The 21,388-nt window shown below is 41.7% G+C and carries 19 protein-coding genes; 11 read left to right on the top strand and 8 right to left on the bottom strand.

Annotation, left to right across the window (positions count from 1 at the left end):
• Positions 1–1,370: 1,370 nt before the first annotated feature.
• A complete protein-coding gene (locus ACM44_RS12010) occupies positions 1,371–1,751 on the top strand; it encodes a group III truncated hemoglobin (protein WP_048500293.1) in 381 nt (126 codons plus the stop codon).
• 26 nt (positions 1,752–1,777) lie between these two features.
• Here the strand turns inward: ACM44_RS12010 and ACM44_RS12005 are convergent, their stop codons facing one another.
• From ACM44_RS12005 to ACM44_RS11995, 3 genes are read right to left on the bottom strand one after another with little or no spacing between them, the layout of a single operon-like run.
• Complete coding sequence (locus ACM44_RS12005; protein ID WP_048500292.1) at positions 1,778–2,854, bottom strand: calcium:proton antiporter; 1,077 nt, start codon at positions 2,852–2,854, stop codon at positions 1,778–1,780.
• A 54-nt stretch (positions 2,855–2,908) separates the two neighbouring features.
• Positions 2,909–3,259, bottom strand: coding sequence for a DUF6122 family protein (locus ACM44_RS12000; protein WP_183325334.1), 351 nt, complete (start codon positions 3,257–3,259; stop codon positions 2,909–2,911).
• On the bottom strand, positions 3,259–3,975 hold the full coding sequence (locus ACM44_RS11995) for a DNA alkylation repair protein (RefSeq protein ID WP_048500291.1): 717 nt from the start codon (positions 3,973–3,975) through the stop codon (positions 3,259–3,261). Before ACM44_RS11995 ends, ACM44_RS12000 begins: the two co-directional genes overlap by 1 nt.
• A gap of 107 nt (positions 3,976–4,082) precedes the next feature.
• Here ACM44_RS11995 and msrA point away from each other — a divergent pair, with 107 nt between their 5' ends.
• Both msrA and ACM44_RS11985 read left to right on the top strand, forming a co-directional pair.
• On the top strand, positions 4,083–4,736 hold the full coding sequence (gene msrA, locus ACM44_RS11990; protein ID WP_048500290.1) for a peptide-methionine (S)-S-oxide reductase MsrA: 654 nt from the start codon (positions 4,083–4,085) through the stop codon (positions 4,734–4,736).
• Between the two features lie 97 nt (positions 4,737–4,833).
• A complete protein-coding gene (locus ACM44_RS11985) occupies positions 4,834–5,880 on the top strand; it encodes a hypothetical protein (RefSeq protein ID WP_241477181.1) in 1,047 nt (348 codons plus the stop codon).
• Between the two features lie 105 nt (positions 5,881–5,985).
• Here ACM44_RS11985 and ACM44_RS11980 read toward each other — a convergent pair whose 3' ends face one another.
• From ACM44_RS11980 to ACM44_RS11960, 5 genes are all read right to left on the bottom strand, one after another.
• Positions 5,986–8,124 (bottom strand): S46 family peptidase, encoded by a 2,139-nt coding sequence (locus ACM44_RS11980; protein ID WP_048500289.1) that lies wholly within the window; start codon positions 8,122–8,124, stop codon positions 5,986–5,988.
• A 105-nt stretch (positions 8,125–8,229) separates the two neighbouring features.
• Positions 8,230–9,591 carry a T9SS type A sorting domain-containing protein gene (locus ACM44_RS11975; protein WP_048500288.1) on the bottom strand — a complete coding sequence of 454 codons (1,362 nt, stop codon included), beginning with the start codon at positions 9,589–9,591 and terminating at the stop codon, positions 8,230–8,232.
• A 151-nt stretch (positions 9,592–9,742) separates the two neighbouring features.
• A complete protein-coding gene (locus ACM44_RS11970) occupies positions 9,743–10,201 on the bottom strand; it encodes a GNAT family N-acetyltransferase (RefSeq protein ID WP_048500287.1) in 459 nt (152 codons plus the stop codon).
• A gap of 40 nt (positions 10,202–10,241) precedes the next feature.
• The gene (yihA, locus tag ACM44_RS11965) at positions 10,242–10,862 is read right to left on the bottom strand and encodes a ribosome biogenesis GTP-binding protein YihA/YsxC (protein WP_048500286.1); all 621 of its coding nucleotides are present in this window, start codon (positions 10,860–10,862) and stop codon (positions 10,242–10,244) included.
• A 57-nt stretch (positions 10,863–10,919) separates the two neighbouring features.
• Positions 10,920–11,684: an alpha/beta fold hydrolase gene (locus ACM44_RS11960; protein ID WP_048500285.1), complete on the bottom strand. Its 765-nt coding sequence runs from the start codon at positions 11,682–11,684 to the stop codon at positions 10,920–10,922.
• A gap of 259 nt (positions 11,685–11,943) precedes the next feature.
• Here ACM44_RS11960 and mraZ point away from each other — a divergent pair, with 259 nt between their 5' ends.
• The 8 genes from mraZ to ACM44_RS11920 all read left to right on the top strand — a co-directional run bounded on the left by mraZ (position 11,944) and on the right by ACM44_RS11920 (position 21,295).
• On the top strand, positions 11,944–12,417 hold the full coding sequence (gene mraZ / locus ACM44_RS11955; RefSeq protein ID WP_048500284.1) for a division/cell wall cluster transcriptional repressor MraZ: 474 nt from the start codon (positions 11,944–11,946) through the stop codon (positions 12,415–12,417).
• Between the two features lie 91 nt (positions 12,418–12,508).
• Positions 12,509–13,405, top strand: coding sequence for a 16S rRNA (cytosine(1402)-N(4))-methyltransferase RsmH (rsmH, locus tag ACM44_RS11950; protein WP_048500283.1), 897 nt, complete (start codon positions 12,509–12,511; stop codon positions 13,403–13,405).
• A gap of 51 nt (positions 13,406–13,456) precedes the next feature.
• The gene (locus tag ACM44_RS11945; RefSeq protein ID WP_048500282.1) at positions 13,457–13,825 is read left to right on the top strand and encodes an FtsL-like putative cell division protein; all 369 of its coding nucleotides are present in this window, start codon (positions 13,457–13,459) and stop codon (positions 13,823–13,825) included.
• Positions 13,809–15,797: a penicillin-binding transpeptidase domain-containing protein gene (locus ACM44_RS11940; protein WP_048500281.1), complete on the top strand. Its 1,989-nt coding sequence runs from the start codon at positions 13,809–13,811 to the stop codon at positions 15,795–15,797. The genes ACM44_RS11945 and ACM44_RS11940 overlap by 17 nt, the downstream gene beginning before the upstream one ends.
• Positions 15,798–15,872: 75 nt before the next feature.
• Positions 15,873–17,333, top strand: coding sequence for a UDP-N-acetylmuramoyl-L-alanyl-D-glutamate--2,6-diaminopimelate ligase (locus ACM44_RS11935; protein WP_048500280.1), 1,461 nt, complete (start codon positions 15,873–15,875; stop codon positions 17,331–17,333).
• Between the two features lie 62 nt (positions 17,334–17,395).
• Entirely contained in the window at positions 17,396–18,637 is a 1,242-nt protein-coding gene (gene mraY, locus ACM44_RS11930) for a phospho-N-acetylmuramoyl-pentapeptide-transferase (protein WP_048500279.1), read from the top strand.
• A gap of 55 nt (positions 18,638–18,692) precedes the next feature.
• Positions 18,693–20,042: a UDP-N-acetylmuramoyl-L-alanine--D-glutamate ligase gene (murD, locus tag ACM44_RS11925; protein WP_048500278.1), complete on the top strand. Its 1,350-nt coding sequence runs from the start codon at positions 18,693–18,695 to the stop codon at positions 20,040–20,042.
• Positions 20,043–20,065: 23 nt separating this feature from the next.
• The gene (locus ACM44_RS11920) at positions 20,066–21,295 is read left to right on the top strand and encodes an FtsW/RodA/SpoVE family cell cycle protein (protein ID WP_048500277.1); all 1,230 of its coding nucleotides are present in this window, start codon (positions 20,066–20,068) and stop codon (positions 21,293–21,295) included.
• Positions 21,296–21,388 lie beyond the last annotated feature (93 nt).

The following is a 21,388-nucleotide window of genomic DNA, read 5'->3' as shown; positions in this document are numbered from 1 at the left end:
ACGGTTGCAGATCAATCACTCCGTAGGAGTGAAACGTTTGAAGGATTAATGCCTTTTGGGTGCCGTCCTTCCGGCTTTCTCCACATACGAAACCGCCAAAATAACTTCGCACTTCTACGAAGTGCCGTCATGCTATACTTACGGTTGGCTACAAACTTTAAACTCCTACGGAGTTATTCTGTTCTTAATGATTTGGTGGTCAGAAAACCAGGTTGAAACACATTAAAGATGCCACGAATTTACGGATAACTCCGCCACTTTATCGAGATTTCTATTTCTAAAAACAACACGAAATACTCCGGAGGAGCGCTATCTGTGTAGAAAGACTGACTGCAGGGGGGGACATTCCACAGGAATGCTATCTCAAAAAAACTTTCCTTTTGCCAGATCTGCTTTTAGAACCGGTAATTTGCAAGAAGAGCAATCAATTTTTTTAAGTTGGGCAACAAGAGATAGCTCTGATATGGTTGGAAATCACCACTCCGTAGGAGTGAGAAGTTTGTAGCTCTGATTCGGTTGCAGATCAATCACTCCGTAGGAGTGAGAAGTTTGCAGCTCTGATACGGTTGCAGATCAATCACTCCGTAGGAGTGAAACGTTTTCGGGATTAACGCCTTTTGGGTGCTGTCCTTCCGGCTTTCTACACATACGAAACCGCCAAAATAACTTCGCACTTCTACGAAGTGCCGTCATGCTATACTTACGGTTGGCTACAAACTTCAAACTCCTACGGAGTTTTTAATGATTTGGTGGTCAGAAAACCAGGTTGAAGCACATTAAAGATTCCGCGAATTTATGGATAACTCCACCATTTTACCGGGATTTCTATTTCTAAAAAAACATGAAATGCTCCAGAGGAGCAGCATCTGTGTAGAAAGACTGACTGCAAGAAGTTTGCATTCCTTTAGGAATGCCATCTTAAGAAACTTTTTTTGTTAGATATGTTTTTAAAAATGAAAATTTGCGACCAAAATATTCAACTTTTTTAAGTGGATTGAAAAGAGATAACGCTCCTCCCGAATGCTCCATACATAGGATTTGATTCAGCTACACAGATAAGATTCCTCCGGAATCATTTTTTTTTAAGCCAAACAAATTTTTTCTTTAACCGGTAAGCAAACTGCTTTCTCTTAACCTAAATTATTTTCAATGAGATGAAGCAAGCTTTATTTATGCAATTGAAAAATGCCGGATCTGTGGCCGCGATAGAACCGGTTACTTCACAGAAGTGATGGAATGAAGTGGAGCCGCCAAACGAGGAATAAAGAACGCTGCTTGTCTGCAGACAGTGAATAGAGCGAGATGTTCGATCAAATCATTGCTGACCGCAGTCATACCTTGATTGGCTTTAAATTCAGTAATTTTGAGACATGAAAAAATTAAAGACTAGGGAAGATATTGAACTTTTGGTCAACAGTTTCTACACGAAGGTGCAAAAAGATGACACCATCGGGTTTTTCTTTAATGACGTAGCGAAAACGGATTGGAGCCACCACTTGCCGAAAATGTACGCATTTTGGGAGACTTTGCTTTTTGGACAGATTTCTTATAAAGGAAATCCAATGGCGGTGCATTTTCCTATTAACGCCCAAGTTCCTTTGGAAAAACATCATTTTGCGCACTGGGTAAAACTATGGACGGAAACAGTAGAAGAAAATTTTGAGGGTGAAATGGCGGAAATGGCGATCTACAAAGCCAGTAATATTGCCACTTTGATGGGACACAAAATGGAAATCGCAAGGCGGGTTTGAGATGTGGGCGAGAAGGCTACGAGTGTTTAAGGCACAATCACCGTGAAAATGTAGGCCGCGAGATTCACCAGCAAAACCGTTCCGTACAGATGATTCGTCTTTCCACGGCTGAGCGACAGCATGACGATGAATACCGAAAGTGCCAGCAAAATAATGGATTTCATATCCAATCCCAAAACGAAAGGGATATCATAAATCACACAAACTACTGAAACCGCTGGAATCGTTAATCCCACACTGGCCAGAGCAGAACCCAACCCAAAATTGATCGATGTTTGAATCTGATTATTTCTTGCCGCCCGAATGGCCGCCAAACCTTCCGGCAATAGCACAACCGATGCAATAATCACGCCCACCAAAGCTCTGGGAGCTCCCATGGTCTCTACAAAATGCTCAATAACTGGCGAAAGTCCTTTGGCCATTAAAATCACCACAGCAAGACAAACAATAAGCAGAACGAGACTAATAAGGGTACGCAAAACAGAAGGAGGTTCGGCTTCATGTGCAGTATGGTCCGCTTCTTCCACCACGAAATAGTTTCGGTGACGCACCGTTTGAAACATCAGGAAACTGCCATAAATAGTGAGACAGGCCAACGAAACAAAAACCAACTGCGCATTAGAATAAAACGGCCCGCGAATACTTTGCGTATAATTCGGTAAGATGAGCGTAAGAACCAAAATGGCTATGAGACTCACCAAATAAGTGGTGGCCGAACTGGTGATGAAAAACTGCTCCTTGTATTTTCTGCTCCCGAGCCAAATACAGATTCCCAGAATCCCATTGAGAATAAGCATGACCGCAGCAAAAACGGTATCCCGTGCATAAGTCATTGCACCTTCGGTCCCGGACAGCATGAATGAAATAATCAATCCTACCTCTAAAATCGTGATGCATATCGCCAAAATAATAGTTCCATACGGTTCACCGACTTTGTGCGCCACCACTTCTGCATGGTGAACCGCCGCAAACACCGTCCCAAAAAGCAAAATTATCCCTAAAACATTTCCAACATTCCCACCGTTCAGAAATCCGGCAAGATAAAAAATAGCCGAAATGATGGGAAGAACAATGGTCCAGTGAAGTAGTTTTTTGAATTTCATATCAGGCACAAAAATAAATAAAATCTATTAAAAGTTATCGGATAATTGATTTTATTAATAAATTTTTAACATTTGTTTCCAAACAAAATAATCCTGGAAGTCGGTAAGCATGTGAACAAAAAGACCAATCGCGATGATCCGGAAATTTCCCCTCAAAAAAATACTTCCCAGAAAATACAGTGCAATCATGGGATAAGTATGCAGCGGATGAAACCCAATGCTGTTCCTGTTGGCGTCAAAAATAGGATTTGCCAAAAGGTGATCCAGATCCACAAGCATCGTAGCCAACAAGATGAAGTAAGCTTTTCGCCAGTCTTTTCTGAAAAAAACTTTTGCAATGAAAACCGGAAAGACCAAATGCAGAAAATAATGAAAGGCTTCCCGAAGAATGACCAGATTTTCCATCAAAATGTTCCTTTTAAAAACTGCTGCCTCAAATCTTCATCCAGTTTTTCAATAGCGTATCGGAGTGTGGTTCTGGGCATTTTGCCATAATGCGCTTTCAGGAACGTTAAGAGTTCCCCTTGATTTTTTTGTCCCATTTCGCGCAGAAGCCAGCCGTTTGCTTTGTGCATCAAATCGTGTTCGTGAGACAGATTCTTCAGCGCCAGTTCTTTAAGCAACTCGAATTTTCCCTTTTTGACATGAAACATGGTGGAAACGATCGCCATTCGCTTTGACCACAAATAATCTTCCTCGGCAAGCCCCCGGAGCAACCCATCATCTTGATTTTCAAAACAATGCCTTCCTAAAATCTTATAGCAGGAGTTGTCCACCAAATCCCAGTTGTTGATGCGCTTCTTATTCTTTAAATAAAACTTTATGATTTCTAACCTTTCGCCCGGATCCTTTGATTTTTCATACTTTGAAACAAGCATCAATATTGCGCTGTGCCGGTGTTCGTGGATTTTTGAAGAGAGGAGTTGCTGCAATTCCGGCAAAGAAATCTTTTGGAAATAAGCTTTCACCACTTTCCTTTGGTCTGGAACGGTTACTCCAATGAATTCGTCGCCTTCCGCATATTCGCCTTTTCCCGCTTTGAAGAATCTGGGATAAAAATCTTTCTTTTCAGGCAAAGACAATTCCTTTAATGCAGTTTGAATTTCTTCTACTAAAATCATGGATCTAAAGATTTAAGGCAAAAATAAACATTCTCACCAGAATTAACCTCGCAGCAAATTTTTAATCAAAAAACAAAATTTTCACCATAGAAAAACGTTATGGAAATATGCAAAAGATTTTAGTAATTTTGACCTGCCTTATTCTAGTTTGCTGCAACGGACAGGAACCTAAAAGGCCTTTAAATAAAAATCAAAAAATGGATAAACAGAATTTAGAATACATCACCTTTGGTGGCGGATGTTTTTGGTGTGTAGAAGGTGTTTTTGAAAACCTGAAAGGAGTGGAATCGGTCGTTTCCGGATATTCCGGCGGACACAAAGCGAATCCCACTTATCAGGAAGTTTGCACTGGAGAAACAGGACATGCCGAAGTGGTGCAGGTGGGATATGACCCGAAAGTTATTTCTTATGAGCAGATGATGGACGTGTTTTTCTTTCTGCACGATCCTACTCAACTGAACAGACAGGGAGACGATATCGGGACCCAGTACCGGTCAGTGATTTTTTATAAAGACGAAGCGGAAAAAGCAAGAGCAGAACAAGCCCTGAAAACCTCCGAAGCCAGCGGAAGATGGCATGGAAAATACGTGACCCAAATTGTGAAATTTGAGAAATTCTGGCCCGCTGAAGATTATCACCAAGGATATTTTGACGCCAATCCGAACCAACCTTACTGCAGCGCAGTAGTGGCTCCGAAAGTGGCCAAGTTCAAAAAACATTACGGCGAATTGGGAATGCTGAAACCGGAAGCGGTAAAATAATTAAAGTGGAGCATAAGTCTCCACTTTTTTTATGGAAAGGCTGGAGCGTTTTTGGTTGATTTCCCTTTAGCCTCGAAATCTATTTTAAAGCCGCTCCATGACAGACCAGTTTCTGAAAAGCCCTATCTTTGCACTTTCAAAATCGGCAAAACAAAACCTCATGGCATTAGAGCTTTACAACCCATTCGATGAATTAATTTTTGATGAAAGTTTCTGTTTCCTCACCGGGAAGCTAAGTCTGGAGTCGGTCTCAGTTTTTCCCGAATGGTTGCTGGATCATTTTAAAATTGGCGACGACCCGTTTGAAATGATGGAAAAGGAAAAAATATTTCGCTACAGGGATTTGCGGCTTCCGTGCACTTCTGAAGTCAAAAACGCTTTCGACCAACTGGACGAAAAATTTCGCGAAGCCTACCAAAAGGGCTATGAAGGAATTGCCGCGTTGGAGGAGGAACTGATTTTTCAGTGGTCGGCAAAAATCGTTTATGGGATCATGCACCACGAATTCCAGCACGAAAAGAAAAGGATGGCGCGAAGGGGTGAAGAATTCCAGATTTCAAAAGACCTGAAAGAACGGTTTGGTTTATTTCATTTGATGCTTCAGTCGGTGATTAAACCTGTGAAATTCAAAGGGCGAAAACCTTGGTCTTTGGTGGTTTTTCCATTAAAATACTCCGCGGATATTTTCAGCTACCGCGATGACATGATCAACCTGCTTTTCACGATGGGGGTAGATCAATTCGGGTTCATCATCCACATGCAGGATAACGGCGCGATTGCCGAGCGGGAGCAGGAACTTTTGGAAAAAATGAAAGGTTACGTTTTGCACCCGGTTCAATATGAGGAATTATACGCCAAATTCCACTATTCCGATTATCTTCTGCAATACCGGCCAAAATACAATATAGAATTTACCGATAACCAGGTAATCATCGAGTCGGTTCCCATGTCCGCTGACCAGAATCGGCCTCTCTTCGGGTTTTGGGACCAAAAAGTTTACGCACAATTGCTGGCCAATTACTGGGAAGTTTACGGAATTCGGCAGGAGGATATCATCCGGCACCAAAGACCGATGCTCAGTTTTCTTCAGGATCCGTATTCTCATGACTTTATTGATCCGGAAAAAATCGATCTCCCCTTCTAGCACTTGATTTGATTTTATGCATAAATGATTTTAAAACCTGATTTTTAAGACATCAAAAAAGCCGCAACTCAAATTGCGGCTTTCCTATTATTGATGATAAAATAGCTATTTTACCAAAGTCATTTCACTGATCAAGTGACCTGCTTTTCCGTAAATGTCAATCGTCCAAAGAACCATTCTTACATCCACATTGATGGTTTTCTGCCATTTTTTGTCGAAGATGATATCTCCACTTAATGCTTCACTGTTTCCGTCAAAAGCCAGACCCAGCAGGTTTCCATGAGCATCCAGAATTGGCGATCCAGAGTTCCCACCGGTAATGTCATTATTGGAAAGGAAGTTTACAGGCATAAATCCTTTTTTGTCTTTGTATTGCCCGAAGTCTTTTTTCTTCACCAGATCCAAAAATCTTTGGGGCAGATCGAATTCCTCATCACCTTTCTTGTATTTGGCCACCATTCCTCTGGTATCGGTGTAATAGTTGTTTTTTTCACTGATTCCATAATAGTTTCTGTCCGCTCTTTCTGGCAAAGTGTTTACAGAACCGTAAGTCAATCTCATCGTTGAATTCGCATCCGGGTAGAAAGATTTTTCCGGCTGTGATTTTCTAAGTCCATCCAGGAATATTCTACTGTTTTTCGCAAATGCCTCATCAATTTTCGAATATTTTTCGGTCAATAATTTTTGATCTACACTGAAACCATTAGCGATTTTCAATAATGGGTCTGAATCCAGTTTTAATTTGTCTGGGTTATTCAAAAAGTTGGTGGCAGATTCTTTGGTAGCGAAAATGGAAGAAAAAGCAACGGTGGAAAGGGTGCTTGCATCCACTGACAAAAGCGTTGGTGAAGCAACGTCTTTGCTGACTTTCTGCTGATAAAGAGCTACCATGGAATTGATCATTTCGCCTTCCAGTTCAGTGTTCAGCCCGTCATACATTCTGGCAATTCCGTCGGTTACTTTTGTTTTCATCGCGGCTTTTCCTGCATCATCCTGATCCACGTAAGTCTTCAGCAATGAACCCAGCTGGTATGCAATTCCCAGATATTTGGCATTTCGCTGCAACTGGGAAGAATAATTTCGCTCCACATTTCTGTCAGAGAACTGCTTGTAATTGGATTGGATTTCTGCTAAGACACTTCCGTAAACAGGCTCATTTTCCGGAAGCAGTGCCCAGGTTTGGAATTTCTCTTCCAAAGCTCTTTTATCGGCAATCGTTCCGTTTTTTTCCACAGCATCGATTGTCCCTTGTCGGTTTTTCCAGTAGTTTGCCACAGATGCATATTGGGAGGCGTAATGAAGTTTGGTCGCCTGATCTTTGTCCATGTACTTTTTCATCACATCCATAGCCAATTTAGACGACTGAACCCAAGCCGGATAATCTTTATTGACCATTTGCTCAATTCCAAACGAAGTCAAATAGCGGTTTGTTCTTCCCGGATAACCCACAATCATGGTGAAATCGCCTGGCTTGTAGCCTTTAAGCGAAATCGGAAGCGCATGTTTAGGCTTCATCGGCACGTTGCTCGGTGAATATTCCGCAGGATTTCCATTGGCATCTGCATAAACTCTGAAGACAGAGAAATCCACTGTATGTCTTGGCCACTCCCAGTTATCGGTATCCCCTCCGTATTTACCCAATGAATTGGGTGGGGTACCAACCAGTCTTACATCTTTAAAATCTTGGTAAACGAAATAGTAAAACTCATTTCCATTAAAGAAATCTCTCACTACCACGGTGTATTTTCCGTTTTCGGAATTTTCGTTTTGAATGGCCTTAGATTCTGTATCGATGATGTTTTTTCTTTCCTCGGCTGAAAGGTTGTTGTTTAATTTTGAATTAATCCTTGCCGAAACATCGTCCATTCTGACCAAAAACCTTACAGAAAGTCCTTTTGCAGGAATTTCTTCAGATCTTTTCATCGCCCAAAATCCGTTGGTCAGATAATCCTTTTGCGGTGTAGAAAGCGCAGCAATCTGCCCGTAACCGCAGTGGTGATTGGTAAAAAGTAATCCTTCTTTGGAAACGATTTCGGCGGTACATCCACCGCCAAACTGCACGATGGCATCCTTCAAGCTAGAACTGTTTACCGAATAAATTTCTTCGGGGGTGAGTTTTAGTCCCTCCTTCTGCATATCAACTCCATTGAGACGTTTGATCATAGACAGAAGCCACATTCCCTCATCTGCTCTGATTTGTAAAAAGCTCAGCATAAAGGTGAGCAGTAATAATATTCGCTTCATAAGTAAAATTTTAATTGCGCTAATTTAAGCAAATCATTTCGAATTCCGAAAAGCAAAAGGGTCTGAAAAATCAGACCCTTTTTAACAATTATGATTTAGAAAAAATTATTTCTTGATCAATTTAGTGTTTTCAACAGCACCTCCGCCATAATTCACCTGCAGGATGTATGTTCCTTTAGCTAATTTAGAAACATTGATCTGGCTTCCTTTTCCACTGTCAACTCTTTTTCCGGAAAGATCAGTAATGGTTACTGATTCTATGTTTCTGTTTGAAGAAATGTTCACGATGTCAGTAGCAGGGTTAGGATAAACTTTCAAGCTAGATTTTACAGCGTTTTCTGAAGTGGCCAATGCAAGATTGCCCGAGAATTTCAAGATTCCTTTAGTTCCGGAAGGACCGTCACTGAACTGTCCTGCCCAACCTGTTGTAGTATTAAGGAATTTCACTTTACCTCTTTGCGATCCTGCGTCAATGCCGGTCCAGGTTAAACCACCATCTGTGGAATAAGCCGATCCCATATAGCTTGCGTCTGCTCCGTTAATTCCTGTTGTAACCAAAGTATTGGTCGTACCTGGAACATAAGTAATGTCTCCGAAATACCATGTTCCTGTAGGGGTTATTGGCACCCATGTTGCTCCTCCGTCTGAACTGCTGTAAAGGGCAGCACTTGGCGTTCCTCCTGTAGTCTGACCGTCAACCGTCAATAAGAATCCGTTCAGTCCGTCTTTGAAAGTCATTTTTGCAGATGATCCATCTACACCTCCTCCGGCAGCACCTCCTCCGAAGTCAAGAGCCGGTGAGTAATTGGCAGTCCAGGTAGCACCTCTGTTGGTGGAATGGAAAATTCTCCCTTTTGTGGTTCCAAACCAAATATGATCACCTGTCACGGTTTTCGCACCTGTCAGACCGTACTCATCTGCAGCATCCGGAAGTGGCAGACCAGTAACAGCGGTCCATGTGGTACCTCCATTAGTTGTTTTGTAGGTTTCAAACACTCCACCTTTAGGATCTCCTCCTGTCCAACCTTCGTTGGCATTCCAGAAATACACCAAGTTGGTAAAGGATGCACCTGTATAACCGATTGTTTGTCGGGTCCATGTTGATCCGCCGTTTGTAGTTTTCCAGATCGCATTGGAGTTCGGTGACGCACTGGTTCCGGCTGTAGCCACCCATGCGGTATTAGCATCCACGGCTGCCAAGTCACCAACCAAACTGTTGGTACCAGGTCCGGTTATTGGAAATGCTGTCCATGTAGTTCCACCGTTGGTAGTCCTAGAAACTACTTTAGGATAAGTACCGGCGCCAGTTCCATCATAAGCATTGACCCATGCAGTGTTCGCATCAACGATAACCAATTCATCAACACCAAAACTTGTTGCAAACTTAGTTCCTTGATCGATCCAGCTGTTTTGTGCCTGAGTCATCATTGCTGCTAAGGCAAAACCTGAAAGTAAAAGTTTTTTCATAATCTTATAAGTTTAATGATTTTTTGTAAAAGTATATAATTCGGAATTAATATGCAAATAATGTTGTGATAAATTTGATTATCAGGCGAAATTACAACAAATTTGACGAAATGAAAAAAAGCACAGAAACGTCTTTTTTATCTCGTTAAAATTAAAAATCCAGTGTCTTTTTCAGCATTTCGGTATGGGGGATGTCATCTTCCAAATACTTTTTGCCGGTGTCTCTAAATCCCAAATCAGTGTAAAACTTTAAAAGATAATCCTGTGCGGAAATCCTTATTTCAGAAGTCCGAAATCTGGCCTCAATGGCGGATATTGCAATTGCCATCAGCGTTTTGCCGAGCTTCAAATTCCGGTATTTTTGATCGGTAAGCACTCTTCCAATCGACGCTTCACGATACTTGATATCCCTGTCGAAAACCCTGCAGTATGCAACCACCTTATCCTGAAGTTCAGCCCAAATGTGAACCGCCCTATCATCAAATCCGTCAAGCTCCGGATATGGGCAGTTTTGTTCCACCACGAAAACATCAACCCTTGCTTTCATAATGCGGTAAAGCTCATCTGTGGTCAGCTGTTCGAAAGACTTTATTTTCCAGAGCACATTCATTTCCAATCAATTATTTATAATCATCAGCCGGAACGCGAAATCAATCGAAACTGACATAATTTTTTATCAGGAAATCATTCGTCTTCTCGATAAAGTTCAGGATTTCGTCACCGCCGGTTTTCTTTTCGGCCGAAGTGAGATAAGTCTCCGGTAAATCTTCCCAAGTTTTCAGAAGTTCCGCTTTGTAATCCTCCACTTTCGTTGCAGTTTCCTTGGGTTTCAGTTTATCTGATTTGGTAAAGACAATTGAAAACGGAATGGAGTTTTCGCCACACCACTCGATGAATTCCAAATCAATTTTTTGCGGGGAATGTCTGGAATCCACCAGAACAAAAAGATTTACAAGATTTTTCCGGTTTAGGATATAATTCGTGATCAGTTTTTCAAAATCTTTCCGGCTGCTTTTCGAAACTCTCGCGTAACCGTAACCTGGCAAATCGGTCAAATACCATTCGCCATTAACCAAAAAATGGTTGATAAGCTGCGTTTTTCCGGGAGTCTGAGAGGTTTTCGCCAAATCTTTGCGGTTCATCAGCGCATTAATCAGCGATGACTTTCCCACATTTGACCTTCCAATGAAGGCATATTCAGGCAGATTCGGTTCCGGGCAGTTTTGCCACTTCTCACTGCTTTTTACAAATTCGGCGGTCTTGATAAGCATCTCTATAATTTTCAAATTCAGTAAAACAAGAAATGGAAGTTTAAACTTCCACCTCCACTATTTTTTTCGACCTTCCAGCCACTTGAACAATATTTCATTGAATTCATCCGGCTTTTCCATCATGGCGGCATGACCGCATTGATCCAGCCAAAAAAGGTCGGAATCCGGAATCAGCCTATCCATTTCTATGGCCACTTCCGGCGGAGTCACATTATCCTGCTTTCCCCAAATCAGACAGGTTGGAACCTGGATTTTGTGGAGCTCCTTTTCCATATTATGTTTAATGGCACTTCTTGCAAGCATCACGGTCTTGATCCCTTTTCCCCGGTCATTCACGATCGAAAAAACCTCATCCACCAATTCTTCAGTGGCAATTTCCGGATCATAGAAAACTTCTTCAGCCTTTTTCTTGATGTAATCCCGGTCACTTTTTCGCGGAAAACTATCACCGAAAGACCGCTCATACAGTCCCGAACTTCCGGTCAGCACCAAATGCGTCACCACATCCGGACGAGCCAAAGTTAAAATCAAACCGACATGTCCACCCATTGAATTTCCCACCACAATTGCAGACTCCCCTACTTCTTCTTCTATAAACCTCGCCACAAACTTTGCGATGGAGGTAAGATTGGTATTGAGCACAGGCAAATCGTAAATGGGTAAATCAGGAAAATATACACGGTATCCCCTCGCTGAAAAATAGGAAATCAGTTTGGTGAAATTGCTCAGACCCCCCATCAATCCCTGTAAAAGCACGATCGGGCGCCCTTCACCTTCGGCGAGATATTTGAATTGTTTATTCTTTTTCTTCTTAAATAACATAGATTTTCCTCAATAGGCGATTGCAAAAATACAAATTTAACATCAAAATTAATTTTTTTCCTATCAAAAGTATTGATTAATATGACCATTATCAATTAATAGGATGATTTTCACCTCATTTTGCTTTTCGAAACCGCAACCTTTCATTAACTTCTTTTTTATCAGCAGATTAACCCGCATTTTCAAAACTTATTAACATTAAGTCAAAAAGTGGGAAAAAGTGGGAAAGTTTCGAAATTATTATATAAATTTGTCCCAAATGATTAATTTCTACGAGACATACGAATGTAAAATCGATGACAAGGGCCGCCTGAAACTGCCTTCGTCACTGGTAAAGCAGTTGGAAAATCTCGGCGGTGAATTTGTGGTGAAACGTTCGGTTTTCAACAGTTGCCTGGAAGTTTATCCGATGGAATCGTGGAACCAAAGAATGGAGACGATCGGAAAACTGAACCGGTTTGTGAAGCAAAACCTAGAATTCATCCGGAAATATACCGCGGGACTAAAAACCGTGGAAATAGACAAAGCCGAAAGGATCTTGATTGCCAGAGATTTAAAATCTTTCGCAAACCTGGAAAAAGAAGTAGTAATCGCCGGAATGATCGATTATTTCGAAATCTGGGATAAATCCGGCTATGAAGAAAACATCAAAACCGATGAAAATGATTTCGCGCAATTGACTGAGAAAATCATGGGAAATTTTGGTGTGAACGGTGAACTTCCCTCGGAGTGAAGGGTTGATTTCACTTCGAATTAGATAAAAATACAGAACCTAAAAATTGCCCGCGCAGCGATTTGCATATTCTCTGCAAAGCAAATTGACAATGAGCTACCACAACCCCGTATTGCTGAAGAAAAGTGTTGATGATTTGGTAACAAATCCTGACGGAATCTATGTGGACGTAACCTTTGGAGGAGGCGGCCATTCAAGGGAAATCCTGAAAAGACTTTCAGATAAAGGAAAACTCTTCAGCTTTGACCAGGATTTAGACGCCCTGGAAAACACCATCGAAGACGAAAGGTTTACCCTGATCAACCAGAACTTTAGGTTTCTGGAAAACTCGCTGCTGATCTACGGAATTACCGCTGTGGATGGAATCCTGGCCGATTTGGGAGTTTCTTCACACCAATTCGATGAAGCGGAACGTGGATTCTCTACCAGAAGCAACGCTCCTTTAGATATGAGAATGAACGTGATGCAGAGTTTGGATGCCAAAAAAGTCATCAATGATTATGAAGAGGAACATCTGGCGGACATTTTTTATCATTACGGCGAACTGCGGGAAGCCAGAAAACTGGCAAGAGAAATCGTGCACCACAGAAAAACAAAGGCGATTGAAACCACCGAAGAGCTGAAAAAACTCTTCAGTTATATTCCGCCGCACAAGCAAAATAAGTTTTTTGCACAGGTTTTTCAAGCCGTCAGAATTGAAGTGAACCAGGAACTGGAGGTTTTGAAAGAAATGCTGCTGCAGTCCTATAAGATTTTGAAACCGGGAGGAAGATTGGTGGTGATTTCTTACCACTCACTCGAAGACAGGTTGGTAAAGAGATTCCTAAAAAACGGGATGTTCGAAGGCGAACCAAAACGAGACATTTACGGAAATTATGACAAGGCTTTCGAGCTCCTGCAAACCAAGGCAACCGTTCCCGATGAAGCAGAAATTGAGGAAAACTCCAGAGCCAGAAGTGCAAAACTGAGAACGGGAATAAAATTGTGAATCGCATCGAATTTCCAAAAGGGAAATAGCGAATTTTAAAAGGAACAGAAAGTGGCAATCAAGAAGAGGACATATCGCCCACAGAAAAAACTCACTTTTATTGATATCATAAAAGGAAATTTTCTGAACCGTGATGAAGTGAAAATTCATTACAAATATTTCCTGCTCGTGTTTTTGCTGCTGATGATCATGATTTACAGCAATCATTTGGTGAGCAAAAAGATCGAGCACGTCAACGATTTAAAAGAACAGACCGAAGAATATAAATCCAGAAACGCTTATGCACAAAGCAGGTTGATCAAAGTGAAACTGGAGTCCGAACTGGGAAAAGAAATGGTTCAGGATTCCCTTTTGTCGCTGGAAAATCACCCGCATAAACTTTTAATAAAACTAGACAGTACTGATGGCGGTGCAAAATGAATTTGAAAAAAAACGCTCAAGGACATTGAGATGGGGCTATCTTTTCGCAGGATTTGCCTTCATTCTGTTTGTGGTGTTTCTTGGTAGAATTCTATTTCTCCAAAACACAAACGTACAAGAAATTAAAGACGACTACATCAACAAAAATTACCGCGAAGCAACCCTGAATGCCGCCCGCGGAAATCTCTACGCCTCTGACGGATCCATCTTGGCCACCACCGTGATGCGATACGATGTTTACCTTGATTTCAAAGTAATTAAAGACACTGTTTACAACAACAATATAGGGGCCTTGACAGATTCTTTGTCAAAAATGTTCGGCAAACCCAGAAGCTATTTCCGCGACAGGCTAGACCAACAAAAAAAGGCAAAAAACCAATATTACTCGTTAGTCAAAGGACTTGATTTTGATCAATATGACCGAATCAGAAACTTTCCGATCTTTAAAAAAGGAAAAAACAAAGGAGGTTTCATCATTGACAGAAATTTTAAACGAGAATTGGCAACCACCCAAATCGGAGCAGGAACCATCGGAATGGACAATGGCATCACAAAATCCGGATTAGAAGGCGCTTTTTCAAAATATTTGACCGGAACAAACGGAACCCGTTTGGAACAAAGAGTGAACTCCAGTCAATGGAAACCAATTGATTACTGGAAGGTAAAAGAACCCATCGACGGACAGGATGTTTACACCACGATCGATTTGCGAATCCAGGATATCGCCCATTCCGCACTGGAAAAACAGCTGATAAAATTCGATGCAGACCACGGCTGCGTGTTGGTGATGGAAGTGGAAACCGGAAAAGTGAAAGCCATGGTCAACCTGAGAAGAACCGAACCCGGAATTTATGTGGATGCCTATAATTATGCGTTGAAAGATGCTACAGAACCGGGATCCACCTTCAAAACCGTTTCTCTTTTGGCCGCAATGGACGATGGTTTCATTGATGAAGAAACAAAAGTGGATGTGGGAAACGGTATCTGGACCTACGCAAAACAAAAAATCACAGATGGTCACGGCGGCGGAATTTATGAGATTTCCGACGTCTTGGCAAAATCAAGCAACGTGGGCTCCGCCAAACTGATCACCAAATTTTATGCGGACAAACCAAAAGTTTTCCTGGACCACCTGCGAAGATGGAAAATGTTCGACAAAATGGATATCGAAATTCCGGGAATTACAAAACCATATATTGTAACACCACAGGATAAAAGATGGAATGCGGCTACCTTGGCATCACTCGCTTACGGTTATTCATCCAGATTTAACTTATTGCAAATGACCACATTCTACAACGGAATCGCCAATAAGGGAAAGATGCTGAAACCCCTCTTCATCGAAAAAATAATGAAAGACGGAAAAGTGCTGTATGAAGCAAAACCACAGGTGATGGTCGGCAAAATGGCATCCACAAAAGCCATTGAACTCATGACTTCCTCGCTCACCAAAGCGGTAGAGAAAGGAACGGCAAAAAGTATCTTCACGCCAAATCTGAAAATGGCCGGAAAAACCGGAACCGCAAGATTTGAATACTGGAAAGCTGGACCACCAAAATATCAGGCGAGCTTTGCCGGATTTTATCCCAGTGACCATCCAAAATACACCTGTATCGTGATGGTCAATCAGCCGGATAATTCCAAAGGATTTTACGGCGCGACAGTTTCCGCACCGGTCTTTAAAGAAATTGCAGGAAAAACATTCCTCAAAACCCCACAAAACGTGGAGCAGGAAATGCTGGTCGACAAAAAAGTGGACTTAAGCAAAATGATAGAACCCAACGCCACTTTGGCCATCAATGAAAACCAAATGCCCAACGTAGTCGGAATGATCGGGAAAAATATTATTCCACAACTGGAAAACGCCGGTTATCGGGTGGACTTTAAAGGTGTTGGAAGGATAAAAGAACAATTCCCGCTGGAAGGAACAATTATCAACAAAAACCAGAAAATTTATCTGCAGCTGCAATAGAAGAACAGCTCATAGCGTTTCCTCGTTCATCAAAATGATTATTTAAAAACCGGAAACCAAAAATCTGAAAAAAAAATGAACCTAAAAGAATTATTAAACAGAACCCCATTTCTGGAACTTCATGGAAATGAAAACCCCGAAGTTTCTGAAATTGTTTTCGACAGCAGAAAAGCAGTCGCGAACTCGCTGTACGTCGCAGTGAAGGGGACTGTTTCTGATGGCCATTCCTATATTGATGCTGCCATTGAGAAAGGTTCAACAGTAATCGTCTGCGAAGACTTGCCGGAAAATTTGGATGAAAAAACCACTTATTTAAAAGTGAAAAATTCCTCGAAAACATTGGGACAAATTGCTTCCAATTTCTACGGAAATCCATCAGAAAAACTCAATTTGATCGGAATCACCGGAACTAATGGAAAAACCTCGGTAACCACTCTGCTGTCTGAGATTTTCAAAATTCTTGGATATAAATCGGCATTGATTTCAACCGTGGAATATAGAATTGGCGAGGAAGTTATCCCTTCCACGCACACCACGCCGGATGTCTTGACTTTAAACAAAATTTTAAGCAAGGCGGTGGAAACCGGTTGTGAATACGCCTTTATGGAAGTTTCCTCGCATGGAATCCACCAAGACAGAATTGAAGGGCTGCATTTCAAAATGGCAGGTTTCACCAATATTACCCACGATCATCTGGATTACCATAAAACTTTCAATGAATACCTGAAAGTGAAAAAAAGGTTCTTCGACGAATTGAATCCCGAAGCAATCGCCATCACGAATGCAGATGATAAAAATGGATTGGTGATGCTCCAAAATACCAAAGCGAAAAAGAAAACCTATGCTTTAAAAACCATGGCAGATTTCCACGGTAAAATTTTGGAAGCAGATTTTAACGGAATGTTGCTGAACTTTAACGGAAAGGAATTCTGGACAACTTTGACCGGAAAATTCAATGGTTACAATTTGCTTCTGGCATTTGCAGTGGCAATGGAATGTGGTTTTCACGAAGATGATGTTTTACAGGCCATTTCAAAACTTCAGCGCGTGAAAGGAAGATTTGAAACCCTGAAATCCGACGGCGGAATTTTCTTCGTGGTGGATTATGCGCATACTCCGGATGCATTGGAAAATGTGTTGGATTCCATCAATGAAATCCGAACCAAGAACGAAAGATTAATCACCGTTTTCGGTTGCGGTGGCGACCGGGACCACGCGAAACGACCGGAAATGGGAAAAATTGCCACCCGGAAATCCACTTTGGCCATCATCACCTCCGACAATCCCAGAACGGAAAATCCGAATGAGATCATCAAAGAAATCGAAGCTGGCGTGGAACCGCAGAACTTCAGCAAATACACTACAATTCCGGATAGAAAAGAAGCCATAAAAATGGCGATCAAGTTCGCGGAACCCAGAGACATCATTCTGGTCGCCGGGAAGGGTCATGAAAATTATCAGGAAATTAATGGCGAACGAATCCATTTTGACGACAAAGAAATGGTAATGGAACTTTCAAGATTAATGTCGAAATAATTTGAAAATGGCAAATACAAACCTGTAGGACCTAAAACTTTAACCTAAAACCTCCAACAAAGATGCTATACTATTTATACGAATATTTAACCGCCAACGGAATCCACATTCCGGGACTTCGGATGTTCAGATTTATCTCCTTCCGTGCAGGAATGGCAGTTCTATTGTCACTGGTCATTGCGCTAATTTATGGCAAAACAATCATCAACTATCTGAGAAATAAACAGATGGGTGAACTCGTGAGGGATTTGGGGTTAGAAGGCCAGAAACAAAAAGAAGGAACCCCGACAATGGGCGGCCTGATTATTATTCTCGCAACCCTGATTCCGGTTTTGCTATTTACCCGAATCTTCAATATATATATCGTATTGCTGATTATTTCGGTGCTTTGGATGGGAGCGATCGGATTTGTGGACGACTATTTGAAGAAGATCAAAAAAAATAAGGACGGTTTAAGCGGAAAATTCAAAGTCATTGGACAGGTCGGACTAGGTTTGATCGTGGGAATCACCATGTACTTCCATCCAGATATTACCGTGAAAAGGAAATATGCAGATGCGCAAGTGGTGAATCGGAACAATGTGGAAAAAAACTTCATGCCGACCGAAAAATCAACCGTCTCCACTGTTCCATTTGTCAAAAACAACGAGTTCGATTACAGCGGAATGCTCTTTTGGATGTCACCTGAAAAAGCTCACGAGTGGTCTTGGATCGTTTTTATCCCGATTGTAATTTTCATAGTGACCGCAGTTTCAAACGGAGCCAATATCACCGATGGAATCGATGGGCTCGCTGCGGGAACCAGTGTCGTCATACTGCTCACTTTGGCGCTTTTCGCCTATTTGTCGGGAAACATCATTTTTGCAGATTACCTCAACATCATGTTTCTGCCGAATATGGGTGAAACCACCATTTTCGCGCTAGCTATGGTGGGAGCAGTCATCGGCTTTTTCTGGTACAACACTTATCCGGCCCAAGTGTTTATGGGCGATACGGGAAGTCTGATGTTAGGAGGAGTGATCGCGGTTTTGGCGATTATTTTAAGAAAAGAACTCATGATTCCTGTGCTTTGCGGCATTTTCTTGGTCGAAAATGTTTCTGTGATGCTGCAGGTAGGAGTCTTCAAATACAGAAAGAAAAAATATGGGTTGGAATATGCCCAAAACAACAGGTTATTTAAAATGTCTCCGCTGCACCATCATTATCAAAAAAAGGGTTATCACGAAAGCAAAATCGTCAACCGCATGATCATCATTGGATTAATGCTCGCGATCATTTGTGTAATCACTTTGAAAATCAGATAATAGTGCAGATAGTCAGCTATTCATTTATCATTAAGTATCAAGATTGGAAAAAACAATGAAAATAGTAATCTTAGGTGGCGGCGAAAGTGGAGTGGGTGCAGCCCGTCTCGCGAAAAAGAAAGGAATGGAAGTTTTCCTTTCCGATAAAGGCACGATCAAAGAAGAATACAGAAAGATTCTGAACGAAGCCGGAATTGAGTACGAAGAAGGCCAACACGACGAAACAAAAATTTTGGGCGCTGACTGGATCGTGAAATCACCGGGAATCCCAAAAAAGGCGGAAATCATCCAAAAAATCCATCAAAAGGGAATCCGGCTTTCCTCAGAAATCGAATTCGCTTCGGAATTTACCAACGCCAAAATCATCGCGATCACCGGAAGCAATGGGAAAACCACCACCACCGCTCTGATTTACCACATCTTGAAAAATGACGGTTTCAATGTCGGTTTAGGCGGAAACATCGGGAAAAGTTTCGCAGGACAGGTCGCAGATGAAAACTTCGACTATTACGTTTTGGAGGTGAGTTCATTCCAATTAGATGATATCCAGAACTTTAGACCTTATATCTCCCTATTGCTGAATTTGAGTAAAGACCATCTTGATCAGTACAATTACAACTACGAGGAATATGCGCTGGCCAAATTCCGCATCGCAGAAAACCAGGAAAATGACAATTTCTTCATTTACAATAAAGATGACGAAATGAGCATGAACCTTCTGGAAAAACTGGAAATCAAAGCTAAGATGATTCCATTTTCCACAAAAGTTATGCTGAACGAAGGAGGCTTTGTGCAAGGTGAAAATATAGAAATCAAATGGGCAGATGATTTTTCAATGAGGATTGAAGACCTTTCCTTGGTTGGAAATCACAATGTTGCAAACAGTTTAGCCGCTTCCATTGCGGGTAAAATATTGAATATCAGCAACCAAAGTATCCGAAATTCCCTGATGACTTTCCAGGCAGTGGAACACCGGTTGGAAAAAGTAGCGACTATCGGCGGAGTAAACTTCATCAATGACAGCAAGGCAACCAACGTGAACGCTTGCTACTATGCGCTGGAAAGCATGAAACAGCCAACAGTTTGGATTGTGGGCGGAACAGACAAAGGAAACGATTACTCGGAAATTGAAGATCTGGTTAAGAAAAAAGTAAAGGCAATCGTTTGTTTAGGCATTGATAACCAAAAAATTATAGATTTTTTCAAAGCAAAAAAAGAGTTGATTTACAGCACATCCAGCATGGAAGAAGCCGTGAAAATTTCAAAATCACTGGCCGAAAGCGGCGACACTGTGTTGCTCTCCCCTTGTTGTGCGAGTTTCGACCTTTTTGATAATTATGAGGACCGGGGAAGAAGATTCAAAGAAGAAGTTTTAAAGCCGGCTGAACAAAAAAACATCAATTAACAATCCCCGAATTGGGAGAAAATATGAACGAAACAGAAAGCAAATTCGAACTTTTGAAAGGCGACAAAGTGCTTTGGAGCGTGATTTTATTAATCTCGTTCTTTTCCGTGTTTCCGGTATATTCCGCAAGTTCCAACCTGGAATACATCGTGAATAATGGAACCACCACTTCGCACTTGATTAAGCATTTGTTCTTTGTGGTGCTCGGTTTGGCAATTATGCGCGGAGTGGGAGTTTTCAAATACGAATACATTGGAAAGCTCAGCGCAATTCTTCTCGGATTCATGGTCATTCTTTTAGGCTTAACCATGTTCACCGGACAAAAAATCGATGGCGCATCTGCTTCCCGTTGGCTTAAAATTCCCGGTACACCGATTTCTTTCCAGCCTTCTTCATTCGCCTATTTAATGCTGGTCATCTATCTGTGCAGGTATTTAACCAAAAGGATCAAGCGCGAACGGCTTCCCATTGAGAACATCTTATACATATTCGGTCCCGTACTTTTGGTCTTTGGACTGGTTGCGAAAGACAACGGCTCCACCGCGTTGATGATTCTGATGGTTTCATTGGCAGTAATGCTCATTGGCCAGTTGAGCAAGAAATATATTTTCGGATTTGTCGGACTTTCCGCTGTTGCGATTGGTATGTTTTTATTTTTAGCGCTGAAGACCGACTTGATTGGAAGCAACCGTGTCCACACCTGGATGAGCCGCATCGAAACATTCACCAATTCTAAAAAAACAACAGAATTGGAAGACGAAAGTCTAAAGGCAAAAAATTATCAGGTCATGCAGGCAAGAGCAGCCATCGTCCACGGTGGAATCACCGGAATGGGACCCGGAAAAAGCGCGCTGAAACAAATGCTGCCCCAATCTGCCTCCGATTTTATTTTTGCCATTATCGTGGAGGAATATGGATTCATTGGAGCAGCCATTTTGATTGCACTCTACCTCATAATGATGATCAGGATCGTGATGATAGCCAGTAAAATGCCGGCATTTTTTGGCAGCCTGCTCGTCATAAGTCTCGGCATCATGATTTTCGTGCAGCTCACCGTAAATATTGCTGTCGCGGTAAATCTCATTCCGGTCACAGGACAGCCATTGCCACTAATAAGTTATGGGGGAACTTCAATGCTGGTCACCTACATCCAGCTCGGATTGATTTTAAATGTGAGTTCCCGAATCCAAATCTACGATGAGGAAGGAATGGGCAAAAAACAAAGCATAGAGGAAATTAACGATATCGCATAAACATCTAAATCCGGAAAAGGGACTAAAAAAACAGAAAATTGAGTACTAACGAAAACATACAGTCAAACGCTTTTACCCCAGTAGGGGAAAAGG

The organism is Chryseobacterium koreense CCUG 49689 (assembly GCF_001045435.1).
Classification (GTDB): domain Bacteria; phylum Bacteroidota; class Bacteroidia; order Flavobacteriales; family Weeksellaceae; genus Kaistella; species Kaistella koreensis.
The sequence above is the reverse complement of the archived record's forward strand: the minus strand, read 5'-3'. Positions and strand labels throughout refer to the sequence as shown.